The organism is Pseudomonas sp. UYEF17 (genome assembly GCF_040546125.1).
Lineage (GTDB): Bacteria > Pseudomonadota > Gammaproteobacteria > Pseudomonadales > Pseudomonadaceae > Aquipseudomonas > Aquipseudomonas putida_Z.
On the sequence record NZ_JBEPNE010000002.1, the window covers coordinates 287,302 to 307,766 of the forward strand.

Here is a 20,465-nt window from a genome sequence, read left to right on the forward strand (position 1 = left end):
ACCGCGCAGGTCTTTAGCCTTGCATCGACCCTGTGGGAGCGGGTTTACCCGCGAAGAGGCCGGCACAGGCAATCCATTACCTGGGTTTTGAGCCGAGATTGCCGGGGCCGCTTTGCGGCCCATCGCGACACAAGGCCGCTCCTACAGAAGAACGCGATCTGCTGTAGGAGCGGCCTTGTGTCGCGAAAGGGGCGCAGCGCGCCCCCGGCGATTACGAAACCACCGCCTCAGCCGGCGAAACGATGCTGGTCTTCGCCCCCCGCGAGCGCCCCGAACTCAGGTACGCCGCAATCGACTCCTGCGTCACCTCGCCCAGGAACACCTGCTCGGCATCCAGCACCGGCAGCCACGCCCGGTTGAACTCGTACATCCGCGACAACAGGATGCGCAAATGCTCGTCATGCGACGCCGTGGCATTGAACGGCCGCAGGAAGTCGCCACAAGTCCCTTGCTGGCGATGCATATCACGCCGGCGCACGTAGCCCAGCGCCTTGTTCTGCGCATCGGTCACCACCACGTAGCGGCGGTCGTGCTCGTCCAGCAGCTCCAGCGCATCACTCACCGGCGTCTGCGGGCTTACCGATGGCGCGTTGTCTGCCGCATCCTCCGCACGCACCAGCAGCAGGCGCTTGAGGGTGCTGTCCTGGCCGACGAAGTTGCTGACGAACTCATCTGCCGGGTGCGCCAGCAAGGTGTCCGGGTGATCCAGCTGCAACAGCTTGCCGGCGCGGAAGATGGCGATCTTGTCGCCCAGCTTGATCGCTTCGTCGATGTCATGGCTGACCATGATCACGGTCTTGTTCAATGCCCGCTGCATCTCGAAGAACTCGTTCTGGATCATCTCGCGGTTGATCGGGTCGACCGCGCCGAACGGCTCGTCCATCAGCAGCACTGGCGCTTCCGCCGCCAAGGCGCGGATCACGCCGATACGCTGCTGCTGGCCGCCGGACAGCTCGCGCGGGTAGCGCTGCAGGTACTGCTTGGGCTCCAGCTTGATCATGTGCATCAGCTCGCGGGCGCGTTCATGGCACTTCTGTTTGTCCCAGCCGAGCAGGCGCGGCACCACGGTGATGTTCTCCTCGATGGTCATGTTGGGGAACAGGCCGATCTGCTGGATCACATAGCCGATGTGCCGGCGCAGGGTGACCTCGTCCAGCCCGGTGGTGTCTTCGCCATTGATGAACACCTGACCGGAAGTGGGCGTGATCAGGCGGTTGATCATTTTCAGGGTAGTGCTCTTGCCGCAGCCCGAGGGGCCGAGGAACACGCAGATTTCCCCTTCGTTGACGGTGAGGCTTACCGAGTCGACGGCTTTGACGTCCTTGCCGTTGACGTTGAAGGTTTTGCTGAGGTTCTTCAGTTCGATCATGAGCGCAGTCCTTCTGGAGTCAGGGCACGTTGCAGGGTTTGCAGGAGCAGGTCGGCGATGATCGCCAGCAGGCTGACCAGCACGGCGCCGACCAGCAGCATCGACATGTCGCTGCGGCTGATGGAGGTGAGGATGAGCACGCCAAGGCCGCCGGCGCCGATGGTGGCGGCGATGGTCATCACGCCGATGTTCATCACCACGGCGGTGCGCACGCCGGCGAGGATCACCGGCACGGCGATGGGCAGTTCGACCATGCGCAGGCGCTGGCCGAAGGTCATGCCGATGCCGCGCGCGGCTTCACGGATGCCAGGCTCGACGTTGGTCAGGGCCAGGTAGGTGTTGCGCATGATCGGCAGCAGTGAGTAGAGAAACACCGCAGTGATCGCCGGCAGCGGCCCGAGGCCCTGGCCGAACTTGGAGTAGAACGGCAGCAGCAGGCCGAACAGGGCGATCGAGGGGATGGTCAGCAACACCGTGGCGCTGGCCTGCAATGGGCCGGCGACGGCCGGGAAGCGGGTCATGAGGATGCCCAGCGGTACGCCGACGACGATCGCCAGGCCCACGGCGACGCCGACCAGCATGATGTGCTGCCAGGTCAGTTGCAGCACCTGGGCCCAGTCCAGGTGGTTGAAGGTATCGATCAGGTTCATGGCTGGCCCTCGCTGTTCAGTGGGTGCTCACGCAGGAAGGTGGCGGCCACGGCAGTCGGGTTCTGGTGCTCGACATCGACCTTGGCGTTGAGCTGGCGCATGGTTGCGTCATCCAGTTGTTCGGCCAGTGGCTTGAGCAGGCCGGCCAGCTGCGGGTTGGCGTCGAGCACGGCTTTGCGCACCACCGGCGCGGCGGTGTAGTCGGGGAAGTAGTGCTTGTCGTCCTCCAGCAACTTCAGGTCGAAGGCGTTCAGGCGGCCGTCGGTGGTGTACACCAGCCCGGCGAACACCTGGTTGTTGCGCATCGCGGTGTACACCAGGCCGCCGTCCATCTGGCGGATATTGCGGCGGTCCAGTGGCAGGCCGTACATCTCGCGCAGGCCGACCAGGCCATCGGGGCGGTTGGCGAACTCGGTGTCCAGCGCCACCAGGTGGTTGCGGTGGCTTTCGTCACGCAGTACCTGGTTGAGGTCGCTGATGGTGTTGACCTGCGGATAGGCCTCGGCCACCTGCTTGGGCAGGCCCAGCGCGTAGGTGTTGCTGAACTTCGATGGGGTCAGCCAGATCAGGCCCTTCTTCGCATCCAGCGCCTTCACCCTGGCGAGGGTTGCCTCGGCACTGGGCATGCGCTCGTCGATATGGTTGTACGACACCAGCGACACGCCGGTGTATTCCCACATCAGGTCGAGCTGGCCGGTTTCCTGGGCCTGGCGCGCGATATTGCTGCCAAGGCCGGTGGTGACGCGCACGTCATAGCCGTTGGCGCGCAGGTATTGCGCGGTGATTTCGGCGAGTACGGTCTGTTCGGTGAACACCCGCGCGCCGATGCGGATCAGTGGTTTGTCCGCCGCCTGGGCAAATCCTGCGAACAGCAGGGCCGCGCCCAGCAGCAAGGCGATTCTCTTGTTCATACGTTCCCTATCTTTATTGGGCCAGGCCACGTTCCAGCCAGCGCTTGCTGGAGAAACTCACCGCCGCGTCCAGCGCCAGCGCCAGCAGTGCGGTGCAGGCAGCCCCCAGCAGCAGCTGTGGCTGGTTGTTCAGGGCGATGCCGGGGAAGATCAGGCTGCCCAGGCTGTTGGCGCCAATCAGGAACGCCAGCGGTGCGGTGCCGACGTTCAGCGCCAGGGCCACGCGCACACCGCCAACGATGATCGGCACGGCGTTGGGCAGCTCCACTTGCCACAGTTGCTGGCGCGGGGTCATGCCGATGCCGGTGGCGGCTTCCTTGAGCGAGGCGGGGACGTTTTTCAGGCCCTCATAGGTGTTGCGCACGATGGGCAGGAGGGAGGCGAGGAACAGCGCGAAGATCGCGGGCCCGGCGCCGATGCCCAGGATACTCAGGGCGATGGCCAGAACGGCCAGGGGAGGGATGGTGTTACCAACGTTGAACAACTGCATGAAGCGCTCGGCTTTGTCGACCCGGTGCGGTCGACTTAACGCAATGCCGGCGGGGATGCCCACGGCCAGCGCCGCCGCCATCGAAGCCAGCACCAGTACCAGGTGCGCTTGCAGGTAGAACCCAAGATCGTCGCGATACCGCGCGATCGTGTCGATGCCGATCCAGTGGACCAGCAGGGCCAGGATGACGAGCACGGCGGCCCATCCCAACAGCCCTTTTCCGTAGCGTTCAGCCACAGGCGGACTCCTTGTGTAGTCGGCGAGCACACTTCTTGGTTGCCGACCAGTCCTGGCGGCGGGTGGTGTGTTCGCGAGTAGCAGCGTGATGCACGCCGAAGGCTGCGATCAGGCCATGAGCCGAACCCCGTCGGGCCCGAAAATGCTGATGAAACCAGCTCCCCAACCGAAGCGGGTTACAGGGGAGTGGACGTCTCCGTGGGCGTAAAGGTTCCCATCTGGGGCGGCATTTGGCCAGCGTTAATCACTGGTTGGTTGGAAAATTGACGAGAAAAAGCAGCGGGTTAGTGCTGTGTAGACGTTGAAATAACTGCTCTTTGGCCATTTGTCGTGATAAAGCGATTGCCTGACGAATTTGTGGCCTCTGGGCGGGCCCTTTCGCGGGTAAACCCGCTCCCACAAGGCCTGCACAGGTTTCAAAGGCGGTGTGATACCTGTGGGAGCGGGTTTACCCGCGAAGAGGCCGGAACAGGCACCGCCGGTTCAGCAAATTTTGGTCCCGGCCCAACTTCAGGTATGATATCGCCCCTTTTAAATCCCCCAGTCAGGCGATTTCCCATGACCAACCAGGCCGCCGAAGTCGCGAAGCGCCGCACTTTCGCAATCATTTCCCACCCCGACGCCGGTAAGACCACCATCACCGAGAAGCTGCTGCTGATGGGCAAGGCCATTGCCGTCGCCGGTACCGTGAAGTCGCGTAAGTCCGACCGCCACGCCACCTCCGACTGGATGGAAATGGAGAAGCAGCGCGGCATCTCCATCACCACCTCGGTGATGCAGTTCCCGTACCGCGAGCACATGATCAACCTGCTCGACACCCCCGGCCACGAAGACTTCTCGGAAGACACCTACCGCACCCTGACCGCGGTGGACTCGGCGCTGATGGTGCTCGACGGCGGTAAAGGTGTAGAGCCACGTACCATCGCCCTGATGGATGTGTGCCGCCTGCGCGACACGCCGATCGTCAGCTTCATCAACAAACTTGACCGCGACATCCGCGACCCGATCGAGCTGCTCGACGAGATCGAAGCCGTGCTGAAGATCAAGGCCGCGCCGATCACCTGGCCGATCGGTTGCTACCGCGACTTCAAGGGCGTGTACCACCTGACCGGTGACTACATCGTGGTGTACACCCCGGGCCACGGCCACGAGCGCACCGAAGCCAAGATCATCCAGAAGCTGGACTCGGACGAAGCCCGTGCCCACCTGGGCGACCAGTACGATTCGTTCGTCGAACAGCTGGAGCTGGTGCAGGGCGCCTGCCACGAGTTCAACCAGGAAGAGTTCATCAACGGCCAGCTGACCCCGGTGTTCTTCGGTACCGCGCTGGGCAACTTCGGTGTCGACCATGTGCTTGACGCCGTCGTCGACTGGGCGCCGCGCCCGCTGGGCCGTGTTGCCCACGAGCGCACCGTGGAGCCTGTGGAAGAGAAGTTCACCGGTTTCGTGTTCAAGATCCAGGCGAACATGGACCCGAAACACCGCGACCGCATCGCCTTCATGCGTATCTGCTCGGGCAAGTACGAGAAGGGCATGAAGATGCGCCACGTGCGGATCAACAAGGACCTGCGTATCGGCGATGCGCTGACCTTCTTCTCCTCCGAGCGTGAGCAGCTGGAAGAGGCCTATGCCGGCGACATCATCGGCCTGCACAACCACGGCACCATCCAGATCGGCGACACCTTCACCGAAGGCGAGGCGCTGGGCTTCACCGGTATCCCGCACTTCGCACCGGAGCTGTTCCGCCGCGTGCGCCTGAAGGACCCACTGAAATCCAAGCAGCTGCGCCAGGGCCTGCAACAGCTGGCCGAAGAAGGTGCTACCCAGGTGTTCTTCCCAGAGCGCAGCAACGACATCATCCTCGGTGCAGTCGGTGTGCTGCAGTTCGACGTGGTCGCCAGCCGCCTGAAGGAAGAGTACAAGGTCGAGTGCGCCTACGAGCCGATCACCGTGTGGTCGGCCCGCTGGATCGGCTGTGACGACAAGAAGAAGCTCGAGGAATTCCAGAACAAGGCCATGGAGAACCTGGCCATCGACGGTGGCGGGCACCTGACCTACCTGGCGCCGACCCGGGTCAACCTGTCGCTGATGGAAGAGCGCTGGCCGGACATCAAGTTCCGCGCTACCCGCGAGCACCATTGATTCGGAAAGCTTGCATCTGACCCCTGTGGGAGCGGGTTTACCCGCGAATGCGTCGGTGAATTCAACATCGCATTCGCGGGTAAACCCGCTCCCACAGTGACCGCGTTACGGCCGCACTCAGTTTCCTGCCTTGATACTGGTCCAGATCCTCGTCCGAATACGGTCGATCTTCGCCGGCATTGCCTCCAGCGCATACAGCTTGCCCATCACTTCCTCGCTCGGGTAAACCATCGTATTACCCTTCATCGCCGGATCCACCAGCCCGTCCGCCTCAAGGTTGCCGTTGGCGTACTGCACATGGTTGCTGATGTTGGCCATCACCTCCGGCTGCAGCAGGTAGTTCATGTAGGCATACCCGGCCTTCTCATCCGGTGCATCGGCCGGCATGGCAACCATGTCGAACCACATCGGTGCGCCTTCCCTGGGTATCGAATACCCCACGTTCACCCCGTTCTTCGCCTCCTCGGCACGATTCTTCGCCTGCAGCACATCCCCCGAGAAACCGACCACCACGCAGATATCGCCGTTGGCCAGGTCGCCGGTGTACTTCGATGAGTGGAAGTAGCTGATGTATGGCCGCACCTGCATCAGCAGCGCCTTGGCCTTGTCGTAGTCCGCCGGGTTCTGGCTGTGGTGCGGCAGGCCCAGGTAGTGCAGGGCGATCGGTAACAGCTCAGGGCCGTTGTCCAGCACGGCGACGCCGCAGCTTTTCAGCTTGCTCATGTACTCAGGCTTGAAGATCAGGTCCCACGAGTTTATTGGCGCGCTGTCGCCGAGCACCGCCTTGACCTTGTCGACGTTGTAGCCGATGCCGGTGCTGCCCCACAGATACGGGAAGCCGTATTGGTTACCCGGGTCATTGACCTCCAGTGCCTTGAGCAACACCGGGTTGAGATTGTGCCAGTTGGGCAGCTGCGACTTGTCCAGCTGCTTCAGGGCCTTGCCCTGGATTTGCCGGGCCATGAAGTGGTTGGACGGGAACACCACGTCGTAGCCGGAGTTGCCGGTCATCAGCTTGCCGTCGAGGGTTTCGTTGCTGTCGTAAACGTCGTAGGTGGGCACGATACCGCTGGCTTGCTGGAAGTTCTTCAGTGTGTCGGGGGCAACGTAGCTGGACCAGTTGTAGATCTTCACCGTTTCGGCGGCACCGGCCACGCTGGCGGCCAGCATCAGGGGGGCGAGAAGGAGCGTGCGCATGTCGGGGTTACCTTGCTTTGTGTGTTGTTATCGAAGGCAGGCGATCAGCGGAACCGGCAAATCCTGTGTCGGGGAAAGGAAAGTCAGTGCATGAAGCCTTCCATGAAGTCCGCAAGATTGCTGGCCAGGCGCCGCCTCCAAGGCGCGCTGGCGGGGTTGGCGAGGGTCCGATCCTCGTGGACGAAGCTCTGGATGATCGCGTTGTAGCCCAGCCAGCGGCAGGGCTCGGGTGGCCAAGTGGCCAGGCTTGAAAGCGGGCGGCTGTCGAGCACCCAGGGTTGCGCGGTCAGTTCGTTGTGCTGGTTGAGGATCAGCGCCGCCAGGGTGCGCCCGCCCAGGTTGGTGGCGCCGACGCCTTCGCCGCCGTAGCCGCCCGCCAGGGCGATGCCGCGTTGACGGTCGCAGAGCATGTGCGGGCGGAAGCGCCGAGCCATGCCCAGGTTGCCGCCCCAGGAGTGGGTGATACGCACGTGCTTCAACTGCGGGAACAACTCGCTGAACAGGTAGCGGCGCAGCTCGATTTCCTGTTCGTCGAGGTTGAAGTTTTCGCGCAGGCGGCCACCGAAGCGGTAGCCGCCACGGGCGCCGAATACCAGGCGGTTGTCGGCGGTGCGCTGGCCGTAGGTGACCTGGCGGCTGCTTTCGCTGAACGCCTGGCCCTGGTTCAGGCCGATCTGTTGCCAGGTGGCCTCCGGCAGTGGTTCGGTGGCCACCAACAGGCTCTGTACCGGCAGCTGATGTTTGCCCAGTGGCGGCAGGCTGGCGGCGTAGCCCTCCACGGCGGGTACCATCCATTGGCAACGGATGCGCGCCAACGGGGTACGCACCTCACCCGGCTGCCAGTCGATGGCTGGGGTGTTTTCGTAGATGGGTACGCCCAGCGCCTCTACCGCTCGGGCCAGGCCACGCGCCAGCTTGGCGGGTTGGATGGTTGCGGTGTGCGGGCTGTAGATGGCGCCATAGGCATTGCTGACCCGCAACTGAGCGTCAAGCTGTTCGGGGCGTAGCCAGCGGTAGTCGTCCTCGGTCATGCCTTGGCGATAAAGGTCGTCGAGGTAGGCGCGCAGGCTGCGCTCCTGTTCCGGGTAACGCGCGGCGCAATATAGCACGCCGCCTTTGCGGTAGTCGCAGTCGATGCCCTCGCGTTGCAGCACACTGTGCACTTCATCGGGAATGCCATGCAGCAGGTCGATGCTGGTGCGGCGCTGCTGCGGCGACAGGGTGGCGAGCAGGCGGTCTTCGCCGAGCAGGTTGCCCATCAACCAGCCGCCGTTGCGCCCCGAGGCGCCGAAGCCGGCGATGTTGGCCTCGATCACCGCGATGTTCAGTTGCGGCGCCTGGCGCTTGAGGTAGTAGGCGGTCCACAGCCCGGTGTAGCCGGCGCCGATGATGCACACATCGACCTCGAGGTCCTGGCGCAGGGCCGGGCGCGCGCACAGCGGCTCGTCGAGCTGGTCCATCCAAAGGCTGAGCGTGCGCAGGGGTTGCATCGGGTTTTGCTCCACATCCGTCAAGGTCTGTGGGCGATGCTAGTGGTGTCTGCCAGTGCCTGTCTTACGTGCGTGCACGCAGGGAAATTTGCTTCAGATAGGCCTTGGGGGTGAGGCCGGTGTGCTCGCGGAAGCACTTGTAAAACGCCGAGAGCGAGTTGAAGCCGGCGCTGAACGCCAGGTCGTCGATCGCCGCTTCGACGCTGTCATCGTCAAGGCTGGCCATCAGGTGTTGCAGGCGCGCCTGGTTGACGTAGCGGTAGAAGCTTTGCCCGAGCACCTGGTTGAACAGATAGGAGATCTGGTTGCGGCTGTAGCCGCTGGCGTCGGCCACCTGCTGCAGGTCCAGCTCCGGGTCCAGGTAGGGGCGCTGGCGCTGGAAGTAGTGTTCCAGGTCCTGGGCCATGGTCGACAGCTGCCGGGGTGACAGGCCCAGGCGGCTGGTGGCCGGGCGCGGGCCGCTGCTGGCATGGCCACTGCTGCTCCGGCGGACCAGCGTGGCGTATTCGTTGACCTGCCAGATCAGGCCGTCCTTGACGGTAATCGCCTCGCTGGACTGGAACGCCACCAGGCCGTCGCCGCCCTGGACCGTGACCTGGTACTGGATGAACGCGGTACAGCCGTCGACGCGGATGCGGTCGCTGTGCACGATATCTTCGCCGGCTTCATGGGGCAGGCAGGCGCGCACGTAGTCACGCAGTTCCTGGTAGCCGAGCACGCGGTTCTGGAAGAAGTCGTGGTACTGGATGTCGGGGTGGTAGAGCGCCATGACGCCGTCCAGATCACGGTGCTTCCAGCACAGGTGGTAGCGCAGCACGGTGTCGGCGGTGAGCGGGGTCTGCTCGGGGCCATCGGGGAGGGTGGTGGCGGTCATGAGCCTGATAGTGCATTGCAGAACACCCAGCCGCAAGGGTGCGGATCCGGCATATTGCACGGTTTTGCCAAGCGGCTTGGGCAGTAAGCCGTTGATTCGGTTGAGAGTGATTTTTTGACAGGGATGGCATGGCGAGTGCACCGGTCTGTTCCACATCGAACAAGGAGAAAGGCCATGCGCTCGATACTGCTCTGGATGATTGGGGTGCCGATTCCGGTGATTATCCTGATCTGGTTCTTCATGCATTGAGATTTTTGGGGCCGCTTTGCGGCCCATCGCGACACAAGGCCGCTCCTACAGGAGATTGCGGTCCCTTGTAGGAGCGGCCTTGTGTCGCGATGGGCTGCAACGCAGCCCCGGCTATCTAAAGGCTAAAGAAACTGCTCGGCATAGTGACAAGCCACCTGCCGGGTACTCACCTGCCTAAGCGCCGGCACCTCCTTGGCACACCGCTCGGTCGCATACGGGCAGCGCTTGTGAAACGCACACCCATCCGGCGGGTTCAGCGGGTTGGGCAACTCCCCGGCAATGCGGATCTTTGGCTTCAAAGGGTCCGGGTGAATCGCCGGCGTCGCCGACAACAGCGCCTGGGTATACGGGTGCAACGGCCTTTCGTAGATATCTTCTTTCGGCCCCATCTCCGCCGGCCGGCCGAGGTACATCACCAGCACCTGATCGGCCACATGCCGCACCACCGCCAGGTTGTGCGAGATGAACACGTAGGCGGTGTTGAACTCCTTCTGCAAATCCATGAACAGGTTCAGCACCTGGGCCTGGATCGACACGTCCAGCGCCGAGGTCGGTTCGTCCGCCACCAGCACCTTGGGCTGCAGCATCATTGCCCGGGCCAGGGCGATACGCTGGCGCTGGCCGCCGGAGAACATGTGCGGGTAGCGCTGGTAATGCTCGGGGCGCAGGCCGACCTGTTCCATCATCTTCTGCACCTTTTCTCGCCGCTCGGCCTTGCTCAGCGAGGTGTTGATCAGCAACGGCTCGGCCAGCTGGTCACCAATCTTCTGCCGTGGGTTGAGCGAGGCGTAGGGGCTCTGGAACACCATCTGTACGTCGCGGCGCAGTTGCTTGCGCTCGCTCTTGCTGGCGCCTTTCACTTCGGTGCCGGCAATTTGCAGCGAGCCGGAGGACGGCTCTTCGATCAGGGTCAGTGCGCGGGCCAGGGTCGACTTGCCACAGCCGGACTCGCCGACCACGGCCAGGGTCTTGCCGGCCTCCAGTTCGAACGACACGCCATTCAGCGCGCGGACCAGGGCGTGGCCCTTGAACAGCCCGCGGGAGACTTCGTAATGCCGGGTCAGCTCCCGGGCGGATAGAACGACGGCCATCACGCCACCTCCTGGTTCAGCGGGTAGAAGCAACGCACCAGGCCATGGGCCTGGGGATCGAGGGGCGGGCGCTGGCGCCGGCAGTTGTCCTGCACGTACGGGCAGCGCGGTGACAGCAGGCAACCCACGGGGCGGTCGTAGCGGCCGGGGACGATGCCGGGCAGGGTGGCCAGGCGTTCGGCACCGATGCTGTGCTCGGGGATCGCCGCCAGCAACGCTTCGCTGTAGGGGTGGGCGGGCACGTCGAACAGCTCCGGCACCTGGCCCACTTCCACGGCCTGGCCGGCGTACATCACGCACACCCGCCTGGCCGTTTCGGCGACCACGGCGAGGTCGTGGGTGATCAGGATGAGCGCCATGTTGCGCTCCTTCTGCAGGTTGACCAGCAGCTCCATGATCTGCGCCTGGATGGTCACGTCCAGCGCAGTGGTGGGTTCGTCGGCAATCAGCAGCTTGGGCTCGCCGGCAATCGCCATGGCAATCGCCACGCGCTGGCTCATGCCGCCGGACAGCTGGTGCGGGTAGGCGTCCAGGCGGCTTTCCGCAGCCGGGATCTCGACCTTTTTCAGCAGCTCCAGGGCACGCTGGCGCGCGGCCTTGCCCTTCAGGCCCAGGTGCTGGCGCAGCACTTCCTCGATCTGGTAGCCCACGGTGTAGCTGGGGTTGAGCGCGGTCATCGGGTCCTGGAAGACCATGGCGATGTCCTTGCCCACCACCTTGCGTCGCTGGCGACCGCTTAGCTTGAGCATGTCGGTGCCGTCGAAGGTGAGCGAGTCGGCGGTGATGCGCCCGGGGGCGTCGATCAGGCCCATCAGGGCCATCATGGTCACGGACTTGCCCGAGCCGGATTCGCCGACGATGGCCAGGATCTCGCCGGCCTCCACCGTCAGGTCCAGTCCATCGACCACCGGTACCGCATTGGCGTCGCCGAAGCGCACGTTCAGGTTGTTGATCTGCAACAGTGACATGGCGTTCTCCTCAGGCGGCGTTCTTGAGTTTCGGGTCCAGCGCATCGCGCAGGCCGTCGCCCATCAGGTTGATTGCCAGCACACTGAGCAGAATGGTCAGGCCGGGCAGGCTCACCACCCACCAGGCGCGCTCGATGTAGTCACGGGCCGAAGCCAGCATGGTGCCCCACTCCGGGGTCGGCGGCTGTACGCCAAGGCCAAGGAAGCCCAGGGCGGCGGCGTCGAGGATGGCCGAGGAGAAGCTGAGGGTGGCCTGCACGATCAGCGGTGCCATGCAGTTGGGCAGCACGGTGACGAACATCAGCCGTGGCAGCCCGGCACCGGCCAGGCGTGCGGCGGTGACGTAGTCGCGGTTCAGCTCGCCCATCACGGCGGCGCGGGTCAGGCGCACGTAGGATGGCAACGACACGATGGCGATGGCGATCACGGTGTTGATCAGGCCTGGGCCGAGGATGGCGACGATGGCCACCGCCAGCAGCAGCGAGGGCAGGGCGAGCATCACGTCCATCAGGCGCATGATCGACGGGCCGAGCAGTTGCGGGAAGAAACCGGCCAGCAGGCCCAGCAGGATGCCAGGGATCAGCGACATCACCACCGACGACAGGCCTATCAGCAGCGAAAGCCGCGCGCCCTGGATCAGCCTCGAAAGCAGGTCGCGGCCCAGCTCGTCGGTGCCGAGGATGAACTGCCAGCTGCCACCTTCGAGCCACACCGGTGGGGTCAGCAGGAATTCGCGGTACTGCTCGCTCGGGTCGTGCGGGGCGACCCACGGCGCGAACAGCGCGCAGAACACCACCAGGCACATGAAGGCCAGGCCCATCACCGCACCTTTGTTGCGGGCGAAGGCTTGCCAGAATTCTTTGTATGGCGAGGGGTAGAGCAGGCTCTGGTCCACCGGGCTGACCGGTGTGACGGATTTCGGAATCGGGCTAGTCATGGCGAAGGCCTCAGCGCTGATGACGGATGCGTGGGTTGGCCAGGCCGTAGAGGATATCCACGACGAAGTTGACCAGGATCACCAGGCAGGCGATCAACAGGATGCCGTTCTGGACCACGGGGTAGTCACGGGCACCGATGGCTTCGATCAGCCACTTGCCGATGCCCGGCCAGGAAAAGATGGTTTCGGTCAGCACTGCACCGGCCAGCAACGTGCCAACCTGCAGGCCGAATACGGTCAGTACCGGGATCAGCGCGTTGCGCAGGCCGTGCACGAACACCACGCGGGCCGGCGACAGGCCTTTGGCGCGGGCGGTGCGGATGTAGTCCTCGCGCAGCACTTCGAGCATCGACGAGCGGGTCATGCGGGCAATCACCGCCAGCGGGATGGTGCCGAGCACGATGGCCGGCAGGATCAGGTGCATCACCGCGTCCTTGAATGCACCTTCCTCGTCGCTGAGCAGGGTGTCGATGAGCATGAAGCCGGTCTTCGGCTCGATGTCGTAGAGCAGGTCGATGCGCCCGGACACCGGGGTCCAGCCCAGGCTTACCGAGAAGAACATGATCAGGATCAGGCCCCACCAGAAGATCGGCATCGAGTAACCGGCCAGGGAAATACCCATCACCCCGTGGTCGAACAGCGATCCGCGCTTGAGCGCGGCGATCACCCCGGCCAGCAGGCCGACGATGCCTGCGAACAACAGGGCGGCGAAGGCCAGTTCGAGGGTGGCCGGGAACAGGGTGAGGAACTCGCTCCACACGCTCTCGCGGGTGCGCAGCGATTCACCGAGGTCACCCTGGGCCAGCTTGCCGACGTAGTCCAGGTACTGGACCGGCAGCGGCTTGTTCAGGCCCAGGCGCTCCATGGCCTGGGCATGCATTTCGGGGTCGACCCTGCGCTCGCCCATCATCACTTCCACCGGGTCGCCGGGGATCAGGCGTATGAGCGCGAAGGTCAGCAAGGTGATACCGAAAAAGGTCGGTATCAGCAGGCCAAGGCGCCGGGCAATAAAGCTCAACATTGTCGGGGTTACCTCATCAGGCCGTGCGGCTAGCAGCACGCTACGGGGTGCCGCCGGTCCCCGTGTGGGTTGCCGGCGGTCGTTGTTGTTCTACTTCACCTTGGTGGTGGCGAAGTTGTTGTTGGCCAGAGGGCTGATTACGTAGCCCTCCACGTTGTCACGCATGGCGGCGAACACCTTGGGGTGGGCCATGCTGATCCAGGGTTGGTCGTCATCGTACACCCTTAAAGCCTCGGCATAGACCCATCGGCGCTCATTGTCATCCGTCATCTGCCGTGCACGCGTGATGAGTTCCTGGAACTGCGGATTGCACCAGCGGGCGTAGTTCTCGCCGTTCTTGGCGGCCTCGCAGCTCAGCAGCGGGGTGAGGAAGTTGTCCGGGTCACCGTTGTCGCCTGCCCAGCCGGTGGAGACCAGGTCGGCTTCGCCGTTCTTGGCACGACGCAGCATTTCGGCCCATTCCATCACGCGGATATCCAGCTTCAGGCCGACCTGTTTCAGGTCGGCCTGCAGCATCTCGGCGGACAGGCGGGGGTTGGGGTTGGTCATGCCGCCGCCGTTGCGGGTGAACAGGGTGATCACGGTACCTTCCGGTACGCCAGCTTCCTTGAGCAGGGCGCGGGCCTTGGCCAGGTCCCGTGGCGGGTTCTGGTTGGTGGTGTTGTAACCGAGCATGGTCGGCGGGTACGGGTTCACGCCCACCAGCGCGTTGTTCTTGCCAAACAGCTGGTCGACGTGTGTCTGGCGGTCGAAGGCCATGTTGATGGCTTTGCGCACGCGCACATCGCCGAGGTACTTGTGCTGGGTGTTCATGGCGATATAGCCGGTAACCAGCGCTTCGGTCTCGACGACCTTGAGCTTGGGGTCGGCCTTGATCGTCGGCACGTCCTCTGGTTTGGGGTATAGCGCCACCTGGCATTCGTTGGCGCGCAGCTTTTGCAGGCGCACGTTGCTGTCGGTGGCGATGGCGAATATCAGGGCGTCTGCCGGGGGCTTGCCGCGGAAGTAGTCCGGGTTGGGTTTGAAGCGGACTTGGGCGTCCTTGTTGTAACGCTGGAAGATGAACGGGCCGGTGCCGATCGGCTTGCTGTTCAGCTCGGCGGTCTTGCCGGCCTTGAGCAACTGGTCGCCGTATTCGGCGGAGTAGATCGAGGTGAAGCCCATGGCCATGTCCCGCAGGAACGGTGCTTCCGGGCGGGTGAGGGTGATCACCACGGTGTGGTCATCGGTCTTGTCCACCGACTTGAGCAGGCTTTTGAAGGACATGCTTTCGAAGTACGGGTAGCCGACGCTGGTCTTGTCGTGCCACGGGTGCGCCGGGTCGAGCTGACGGCGCAGGCTCCACAGCACGTCATCGGCATTGAATTCGCGAGTGGGCGTGAAGTAGTCGGTCTTGTGGAACTTCACCCCTTGGCGCAGGTGGAAGGTGTAGGTCAGGCCGTCCGGTGCGATGTCCCAGCGTTCGGCCAGGGCCGGCTGGACATCGGTGGTGCCAGGCTTGAAGTCGACCAGGCGGTTGAACAGCGCTTCGGAGGTGGCATCGAAGGTGACCCCCGTAGTGTACTGGACAACGTCGAACCCTTCCGGGCTGGCCTCGGTGCACACTACCAGCGGCTTGGCCGCCAGCTGCGTGGCGCTGCCCAGTACCAGCGCTGCCAGGGCGAGGCGTAGCGGTAGCGATTTCATGAAAGCTCTCTGCATGGGTGGACTCCCTGCTTGCATTGATTCCAGCGTAGCCGCCACGGCCCGCAGCAAAGCAGGCCGTGGCGCCGGCGGTCAGAGAATGTTGAATGGAATGGTGGTAACCACCCGGAACTCATCCAGGCTGCCATCGCCCTGGGCCTTGCTGGCGCGGTGCGCGGTGTAGGTGGCACGGATGCTGGTGTCTTTCAGCGGCCCGCTCTGTACCGCGTAGCTGGTGCCGAAGCCCCACTCGTAGTGGGTTTCGCCATCCAGGCCGTTCACGTCGTAGGCGGTACCGCGGTAATGGGTACCATCGATGCCCCAGCCGCGGGCGTTGTACAGGTTGAACTTCAGGCCCGGCACGCCGTACGGCGCCATGTTCAGCACGTAGGAAATCTGCAGCGATTTCTCGTTGGGGCCGTTGAAGTCCGACAGCAGCGAGTTGGCCAGGTAGATGCCGTTGGTTTCGTGCAGGTAGTCGAAGTATTCGTTGCCGTTGACCTGCTGCCAGGAGGCGCTGAGGGTGTGGGCCTGGTGGGTCAGGCCGAACGACAGGCTGTAGGTGTCGTTGTCGATATCGCCCATCTTCTTGCTGCCGGCGTCGACGGTCTTGTAGTAGTTCAGGCCGGTGCTCAGGCTGAGCACTGCGCTGTCGCCGAGCACGTGGTTGGCGCCGAAGTAGTACTGGTTCCAGAAGTCGTCGACTTTGGTGGCGTACAGGCTGGTGCTCAGGCTCTTGAACGGCTGGTAGTTGATGCCGGCGGTGCTGGCGCGGTCGGTTTCCACGCCAGTGGCACTGTACTCGGTGCGGAACTTGCTGAGGCTCTGTTCGGTACGTGGCGAGACGCGGTCGAAGGTGCCCAGGTCGAAGCTCAGGTTGTCGAATTCGGCGCTGTGCAGGAACGCGCCCTGGAAGCTCGAGGGCAGGGCGCGGTTGCCGATGTAGGCAATCATCGGCGTGTCCACCGATTGGCGGCCGACGGTGAGCGTGGTGTTGGACACCCGCGCCTTGACGTTGGCCAGGCCCATCTTGCTCCACTGGCCGACCGGGTCGCCGTCGCTGTGGGTCAGGGTGCGGTTGTTGGGGCCGGCGACGTCCTCGCGGTTCTGCAGCAGGGCGATGGCATTGTAGCCGGCGGCTTCGACGGCGAAGCCGACGGTGCCCTGGGTGAAGCCGGAGCTGTAGTTGAGGATGGTGCCCTGCACCCAGTTCTCGCGGCTGTGGGTGTCGTGGCGGGTGCCGTCGCTCTTGTAGTACTTCCACAGCGGGGCGCGTGCGGCGCGCTCGCGGGCGTACCAGTTGCGGGTGCTGCCGGACAGGCTCTGGCCGTCGACGAAGCCACTGGCCTGCTCCTGCTCGCTGCTGCCTTTGAGGGTGATGGGCACGTATTCCTGGCTTTGCGGGTCGGCCTGGGTCACGGTGGATAAGGCACTGATGGATAACGCCAGTGCGGTCAAGGTGAATAGTCTCAAGGTTAAAGCTCCCTTTCTGTTCTTCTAGTTATTGCCTGGCCTTGTGGGCCGGGCTTCTTGCTGCGGTGTTGCCAGGGTTGCCCGGGGTCACCGGGCAGAATCGGGGCGTTGTGTTGGCTGTGCCGGCCTCTTCGCGGGCGCGCCCGCTCCCACAGGTTTCGTGAACCTGAGGAGAACCCTGTGGGAGCGGGTTTACCCGCGAAGAGGCCGGTACCGGCTAATGCTCAATCAACACTCACACCGGAAAAGTCGTTGCGCCCGAACGGGCTGACCTTGAACTCGGAAACCTTGACGCTGAGCGGTTGGTTGACCGTGGAGTGCGCCACCGGGGTAATCGGCACCTGTTGCTTGAGCCGCTGCTGGGCCTGCTGGTACAGGGCGGTGCGCTGCGTGCGGTCGGTGACCTGCTTGGCCTGCTTGACCAGGCTGTCGTACTGCGGATCGCACCACAGCGAGTAGTTGTTGCTGCCGATGGCATCGCAGTTGTAGAGGGTGCCCAGCCAGTTGTCCGGGTCACCGTTGTCCCCGGTCCAACCGATCAGGGCGATATCGTGCTCGCCGCTTTTCATGCGCTTGAGGTACTCGCCCCATTCGTAGCTGACAATGCGCACCTTGAAGCCGAGCTTGCTCCAGTCGGCCTGGAGCATTTCCGCCATCAGCTTGGCGTTGGGGTTGTACGGGCGCTGCACCGGCATGGCCCACAGGGTGATCTCGGTGCCCGGCTTGACCCCGGCCTGCTGCAGTAGCTGCTTGGCCTTTTCCGGGTCGAAGGGCGCGTCCTTGAGGCTGTCGTCATAGGACCACTGGGTCGGCGGCATGGCGTTGACTGCCAACTGGCCGGAATCCTGGTACACGGCCTGGATGATCGCCTGCTTGTTCACTGCCATGTCCATCGCCTGGCGCACTTCCAGGCGGTCGAATGGTGGGTGCTGGGTGTTGTAGGCGATGTAGCCGAGGTTGAAGCCAGGTTGCTGCAGCACCTGCAGTTTGCTGTCGGCCTTGAGCGCCGGCAGGTCGGCGGGGCGCGGGTGCAGGGTGACCTGGCATTCGTTGCGGCGCAGCTTCTGGATGCGCACCGAAGGGTCGATGTTGATCGAGAACACCAGGTTGTCGATCTTCACGTCCTGCGGTGACCAATAGGCCTTGTTGCCCTTGTAGCGGATCTGCGAATCCTTCTGATAACGCTGGAACACGAACGGGCCGGTGCCGATCGGTTGCTGGTTGATGTCGCTGGGGCGCCCGCTGGCCATCAGCTGCTCGGCGTATTCGGCAGACAGGATGGAAGCGAAGCTCATGGCCAGGTTCTGGATGAACGCGGCATCGACGCTGTTCAGAGTGAACACCACGGTCAGTGGATCGGTCTTTTCGACACGGGCGATGTTCTTGTCCAGGCCCATGCTGATGAAATAGGGGAACTCGGTCGGGTAGGCCTGGCGGAACGGGTGGTTCTTGTCGAGCATGCGGTTGAAGGTGAACAGCACGTCGTCGGCGTTGAAGTCGCGGCTCGGTGCAAAGGCCTTGTTGCTGTGGAATTTCACCCCTTCGCGCAGGTGGAAGGTGTAGCGCAGGCCATCTTCGGACACCTCCCAGCGGGTCGCCAGGGCAGGGTGCACGGCAGTGCCGCCGCGTTCGAACTCGACCAGGCGGTTGTAGATCGGTTCGGCGGCATCGTTGTCGGTGGCGCTGGTGTACTGGGCGGTGTCGAAGCCGGCCGGGCTGCCTTCGGAGCAGAACACCAGGTTGTTGGCCAGCAGGGCCGGCGATTGGCTGATCAGGCCCAAGGCCAGCAGGGCGGAAAGGCGGGTGGTATGGCGCATGGCAAGTCCTTTTACGTCTGTTTGCACCGCCTCGGGGTACGAATGGCGGCAACAGGTCGCCGACCCCGCTGCGGATGGCGGCGGGACGACATGAAAGGGTACGAGGATGGCGGGGCACCCGCCGCTCGGCGGGTGCCTTGGCTAGCCTATTTGTCCACGCTGACGCCGTAGAAGGAGTTCAGGCCGAACGGGCTGATCTTGTAGTCCTTCACCTTGGCGCTCATGGGCTGGTACACGGTGGAGTGGGCGATCGGGGTGATCGGTACCTGCTCCTTGAGGATGTGCTGTGCCTGCTGGTACAGCTCGGTGCGCTTGGCCTGGTCGGAGGTGGCCTTGGCCTGCTTGATCAGGTCGTCGTAGGGCTTGTAGCACCACTTGGAGAAGTTGTTGCCGCTCATGGCGTCGCAGCCGTACAGGGTGCCCAGCCAGTTGTCCGGGTCGCCGTTGTCACCGCTCCAGCCGATCAGCATGGCGCCTTGTTCGCCGCCTTTGGAGCGCTTGATGTACTCGCCCCATTCATAGCTGACGATCTTTGCCTTGACGCCGACCTTGGCCCAGTCGGATTGCAGCATCTCGGCCATCAGCTTGGCATTGGGGTTGTACGGGCGTTGCACGGGCATCGCCCACAGGGTGATTTCGGTGCCTTCCTTGATGCCGGCTTCCTTGAGCAGCTGCTTGGCTTTCTCAGGGTCGAACGAGGCGTCCTTGATGCTGTCGTCATAGGACCACTGGGTCGGCGGCATGGCGTTGACCGCCAGTTGGCCGGCGCCCTGGTAGACCGACTCGATGATCTTTTTCTTGTCCACGGCCATGTCCAGCGCCTCGCGGACTTTCAGCTGGGCCAACGGGTTGGCCTCGTTGCTGCCCTTGACCTTGTCCATCACGTTGTAGGCGATGTAGCCGAGGTTGAAGCCGGCTTGTTGCGGCATCTGCAGCTTGGGGTCCTGCTTCAGCGGCTGGATGTCGGCCGGCCGCGGGAACAGGGTGACCTGGCATTCGTTCTTCTTCAGCTTCTGCATGCGCACCGAGGCGTCGGTGGTGATGGCGAAGATCAGGTTGTCGATCTTCACGTCATCGGGTTGCCAGTAGTCCTTGTTGCCCTTGAAACGGATCTGCGCGTCTTTCTGGTACTTGCTGAACACGAACGGGCCGGTGCCGATCGGCTTCTGGTTGATGTCGGCGGCCTTGCCGTCCTTGAGCAGCTGGTCGGCGTATTCGGCGGACTGGATCGAGGCGAAACTCATAGCCAGGTTCTGGATGAACGCGGCGTCGACTTCGTTGAGGGTGAACTTGACCGTGTGCTCGTCGAGCTTCTCCAGCTTGGCGATGTTCTTGTCCATGCCCATGTCGGTGAAGTATGGGAACTCGGTGGGGTAGGCCTTGCGGAACGGGTGGTTCTTATCGAGCATGCGGTTGAAGGTGAACAGCACGTCGTCGGCGTTGAAGTTGCGGGTGGGCTTGAAGTAGTCGGTGGTGTGGAACTTGACCCCTTCGCGCAGGTGGAAGGTGTAGGTCTTTCCGTCGTCGGAGACTTCCCACTTGGTCGCCAGACCCGGGATGACTGCAGTGCCGCCACGTTCGAACTGGGTCAGGCGGTTGAACACGGTCTCGGCCGAGGCGTCGAAGTCAGTCCCAGTGGTGTATTGGCCTGGGTCGAAGCCGGCCGGGCTGCCTTCGGAGCAGAACACCAGGTTGGACGCGGCGAGGGCCGACGGTGCGCCGGAGAGCAAGCCTGCGCCTAGCAGGAACGGAATGACTGCGTGTTTGAGCATGGTGGCCTCATTGTTGTCATTTTTCGATTGAGGTGGCCTCGTGAGCCGACCTGCGGATACTTATGCAGGGGCTGTTCCCAATGCAATATGCAGA

At 63.5% G+C, this 20,465-nt stretch carries 16 protein-coding genes; 1 reads left to right on the top strand and 15 read right to left on the bottom strand.

Annotated features, from left to right (window positions below; all coding sequences use genetic code 11):
• Window positions 1-211: 211 nt before the first annotated feature.
• Genes ABIB24_RS04160 through ABIB24_RS04175 form a run of 4 tightly spaced genes read right to left on the bottom strand, consistent with a single transcriptional unit; the run spans window position 212 to window position 3,657 of the window.
• Window positions 212-1,369, bottom strand: a complete 1,158-nt coding sequence (locus tag ABIB24_RS04160; protein WP_054573159.1) for an osmoprotectant ABC transporter ATP-binding protein OsmV — start codon at window positions 1,367-1,369, stop codon at window positions 212-214.
• Entirely contained in the window at window positions 1,366-2,019 is a 654-nt protein-coding gene (locus ABIB24_RS04165) for an ABC transporter permease (protein WP_085616832.1), read from the bottom strand. Before ABIB24_RS04165 ends, ABIB24_RS04160 begins: the two co-directional genes overlap by 4 nt.
• Complete coding sequence (locus ABIB24_RS04170; protein ID WP_137163039.1) at window positions 2,016-2,930, bottom strand: glycine betaine ABC transporter substrate-binding protein; 915 nt, start codon at window positions 2,928-2,930, stop codon at window positions 2,016-2,018. Before ABIB24_RS04170 ends, ABIB24_RS04165 begins: the two co-directional genes overlap by 4 nt.
• Before the next feature lie 13 nt (window positions 2,931-2,943).
• Window positions 2,944-3,657 (bottom strand): ABC transporter permease, encoded by a 714-nt coding sequence (locus ABIB24_RS04175; RefSeq protein ID WP_085616828.1) that lies wholly within the window; start codon window positions 3,655-3,657, stop codon window positions 2,944-2,946.
• A gap of 558 nt (window positions 3,658-4,215) precedes the next feature.
• Between ABIB24_RS04175 and ABIB24_RS04180 the strand changes: the two genes are divergently transcribed.
• The gene (locus ABIB24_RS04180; protein WP_003257876.1) at window positions 4,216-5,799 is read left to right on the top strand and encodes a peptide chain release factor 3; all 1,584 of its coding nucleotides are present in this window, start codon (window positions 4,216-4,218) and stop codon (window positions 5,797-5,799) included.
• A gap of 117 nt (window positions 5,800-5,916) precedes the next feature.
• Here the strand turns inward: ABIB24_RS04180 and ABIB24_RS04185 are convergent, their stop codons facing one another.
• From ABIB24_RS04185 to ABIB24_RS04235, 11 genes are all read right to left on the bottom strand, one after another.
• Window positions 5,917-6,996 carry a polyamine ABC transporter substrate-binding protein gene (locus tag ABIB24_RS04185; protein ID WP_085616826.1) on the bottom strand — a complete coding sequence of 360 codons (1,080 nt, stop codon included), beginning with the start codon at window positions 6,994-6,996 and terminating at the stop codon, window positions 5,917-5,919.
• A gap of 83 nt (window positions 6,997-7,079) precedes the next feature.
• Entirely contained in the window at window positions 7,080-8,486 is a 1,407-nt protein-coding gene (locus ABIB24_RS04190) for an NAD(P)/FAD-dependent oxidoreductase (protein ID WP_137163040.1), read from the bottom strand.
• 64 nt (window positions 8,487-8,550) lie between these two features.
• Window positions 8,551-9,360: an AraC family transcriptional regulator gene (locus tag ABIB24_RS04195; RefSeq protein WP_354316157.1), complete on the bottom strand. Its 810-nt coding sequence runs from the start codon at window positions 9,358-9,360 to the stop codon at window positions 8,551-8,553.
• A gap of 371 nt (window positions 9,361-9,731) precedes the next feature.
• A complete protein-coding gene (locus tag ABIB24_RS04200) occupies window positions 9,732-10,700 on the bottom strand; it encodes a peptide ABC transporter ATP-binding protein (RefSeq protein WP_024086321.1) in 969 nt (322 codons plus the stop codon).
• Window positions 10,700-11,668 (bottom strand): ABC transporter ATP-binding protein, encoded by a 969-nt coding sequence (locus ABIB24_RS04205; protein ID WP_003257886.1) that lies wholly within the window; start codon window positions 11,666-11,668, stop codon window positions 10,700-10,702. The genes ABIB24_RS04200 and ABIB24_RS04205 overlap by 1 nt, the downstream gene beginning before the upstream one ends.
• 10 nt (window positions 11,669-11,678) lie before the next feature.
• Window positions 11,679-12,605 (bottom strand): ABC transporter permease subunit, encoded by a 927-nt coding sequence (locus ABIB24_RS04210; protein ID WP_025337799.1) that lies wholly within the window; start codon window positions 12,603-12,605, stop codon window positions 11,679-11,681.
• A 10-nt stretch (window positions 12,606-12,615) separates the two neighbouring features.
• Window positions 12,616-13,626, bottom strand: coding sequence for an ABC transporter permease subunit (locus ABIB24_RS04215; protein ID WP_012316108.1), 1,011 nt, complete (start codon window positions 13,624-13,626; stop codon window positions 12,616-12,618).
• A 90-nt stretch (window positions 13,627-13,716) separates the two neighbouring features.
• Window positions 13,717-15,327: an ABC transporter substrate-binding protein gene (locus ABIB24_RS04220; RefSeq protein WP_354316158.1), complete on the bottom strand. Its 1,611-nt coding sequence runs from the start codon at window positions 15,325-15,327 to the stop codon at window positions 13,717-13,719.
• A 75-nt stretch (window positions 15,328-15,402) separates the two neighbouring features.
• Complete coding sequence (locus ABIB24_RS04225; RefSeq protein WP_041506249.1) at window positions 15,403-16,782, bottom strand: OprD family porin; 1,380 nt, start codon at window positions 16,780-16,782, stop codon at window positions 15,403-15,405.
• A gap of 224 nt (window positions 16,783-17,006) precedes the next feature.
• Window positions 17,007-18,599 (bottom strand): ABC transporter substrate-binding protein, encoded by a 1,593-nt coding sequence (locus ABIB24_RS04230; RefSeq protein WP_137163044.1) that lies wholly within the window; start codon window positions 18,597-18,599, stop codon window positions 17,007-17,009.
• Between the two features lie 146 nt (window positions 18,600-18,745).
• Window positions 18,746-20,371: an ABC transporter substrate-binding protein gene (locus ABIB24_RS04235; protein WP_354316159.1), complete on the bottom strand. Its 1,626-nt coding sequence runs from the start codon at window positions 20,369-20,371 to the stop codon at window positions 18,746-18,748.
• Window positions 20,372-20,465: the final 94 nt, after the last annotated feature.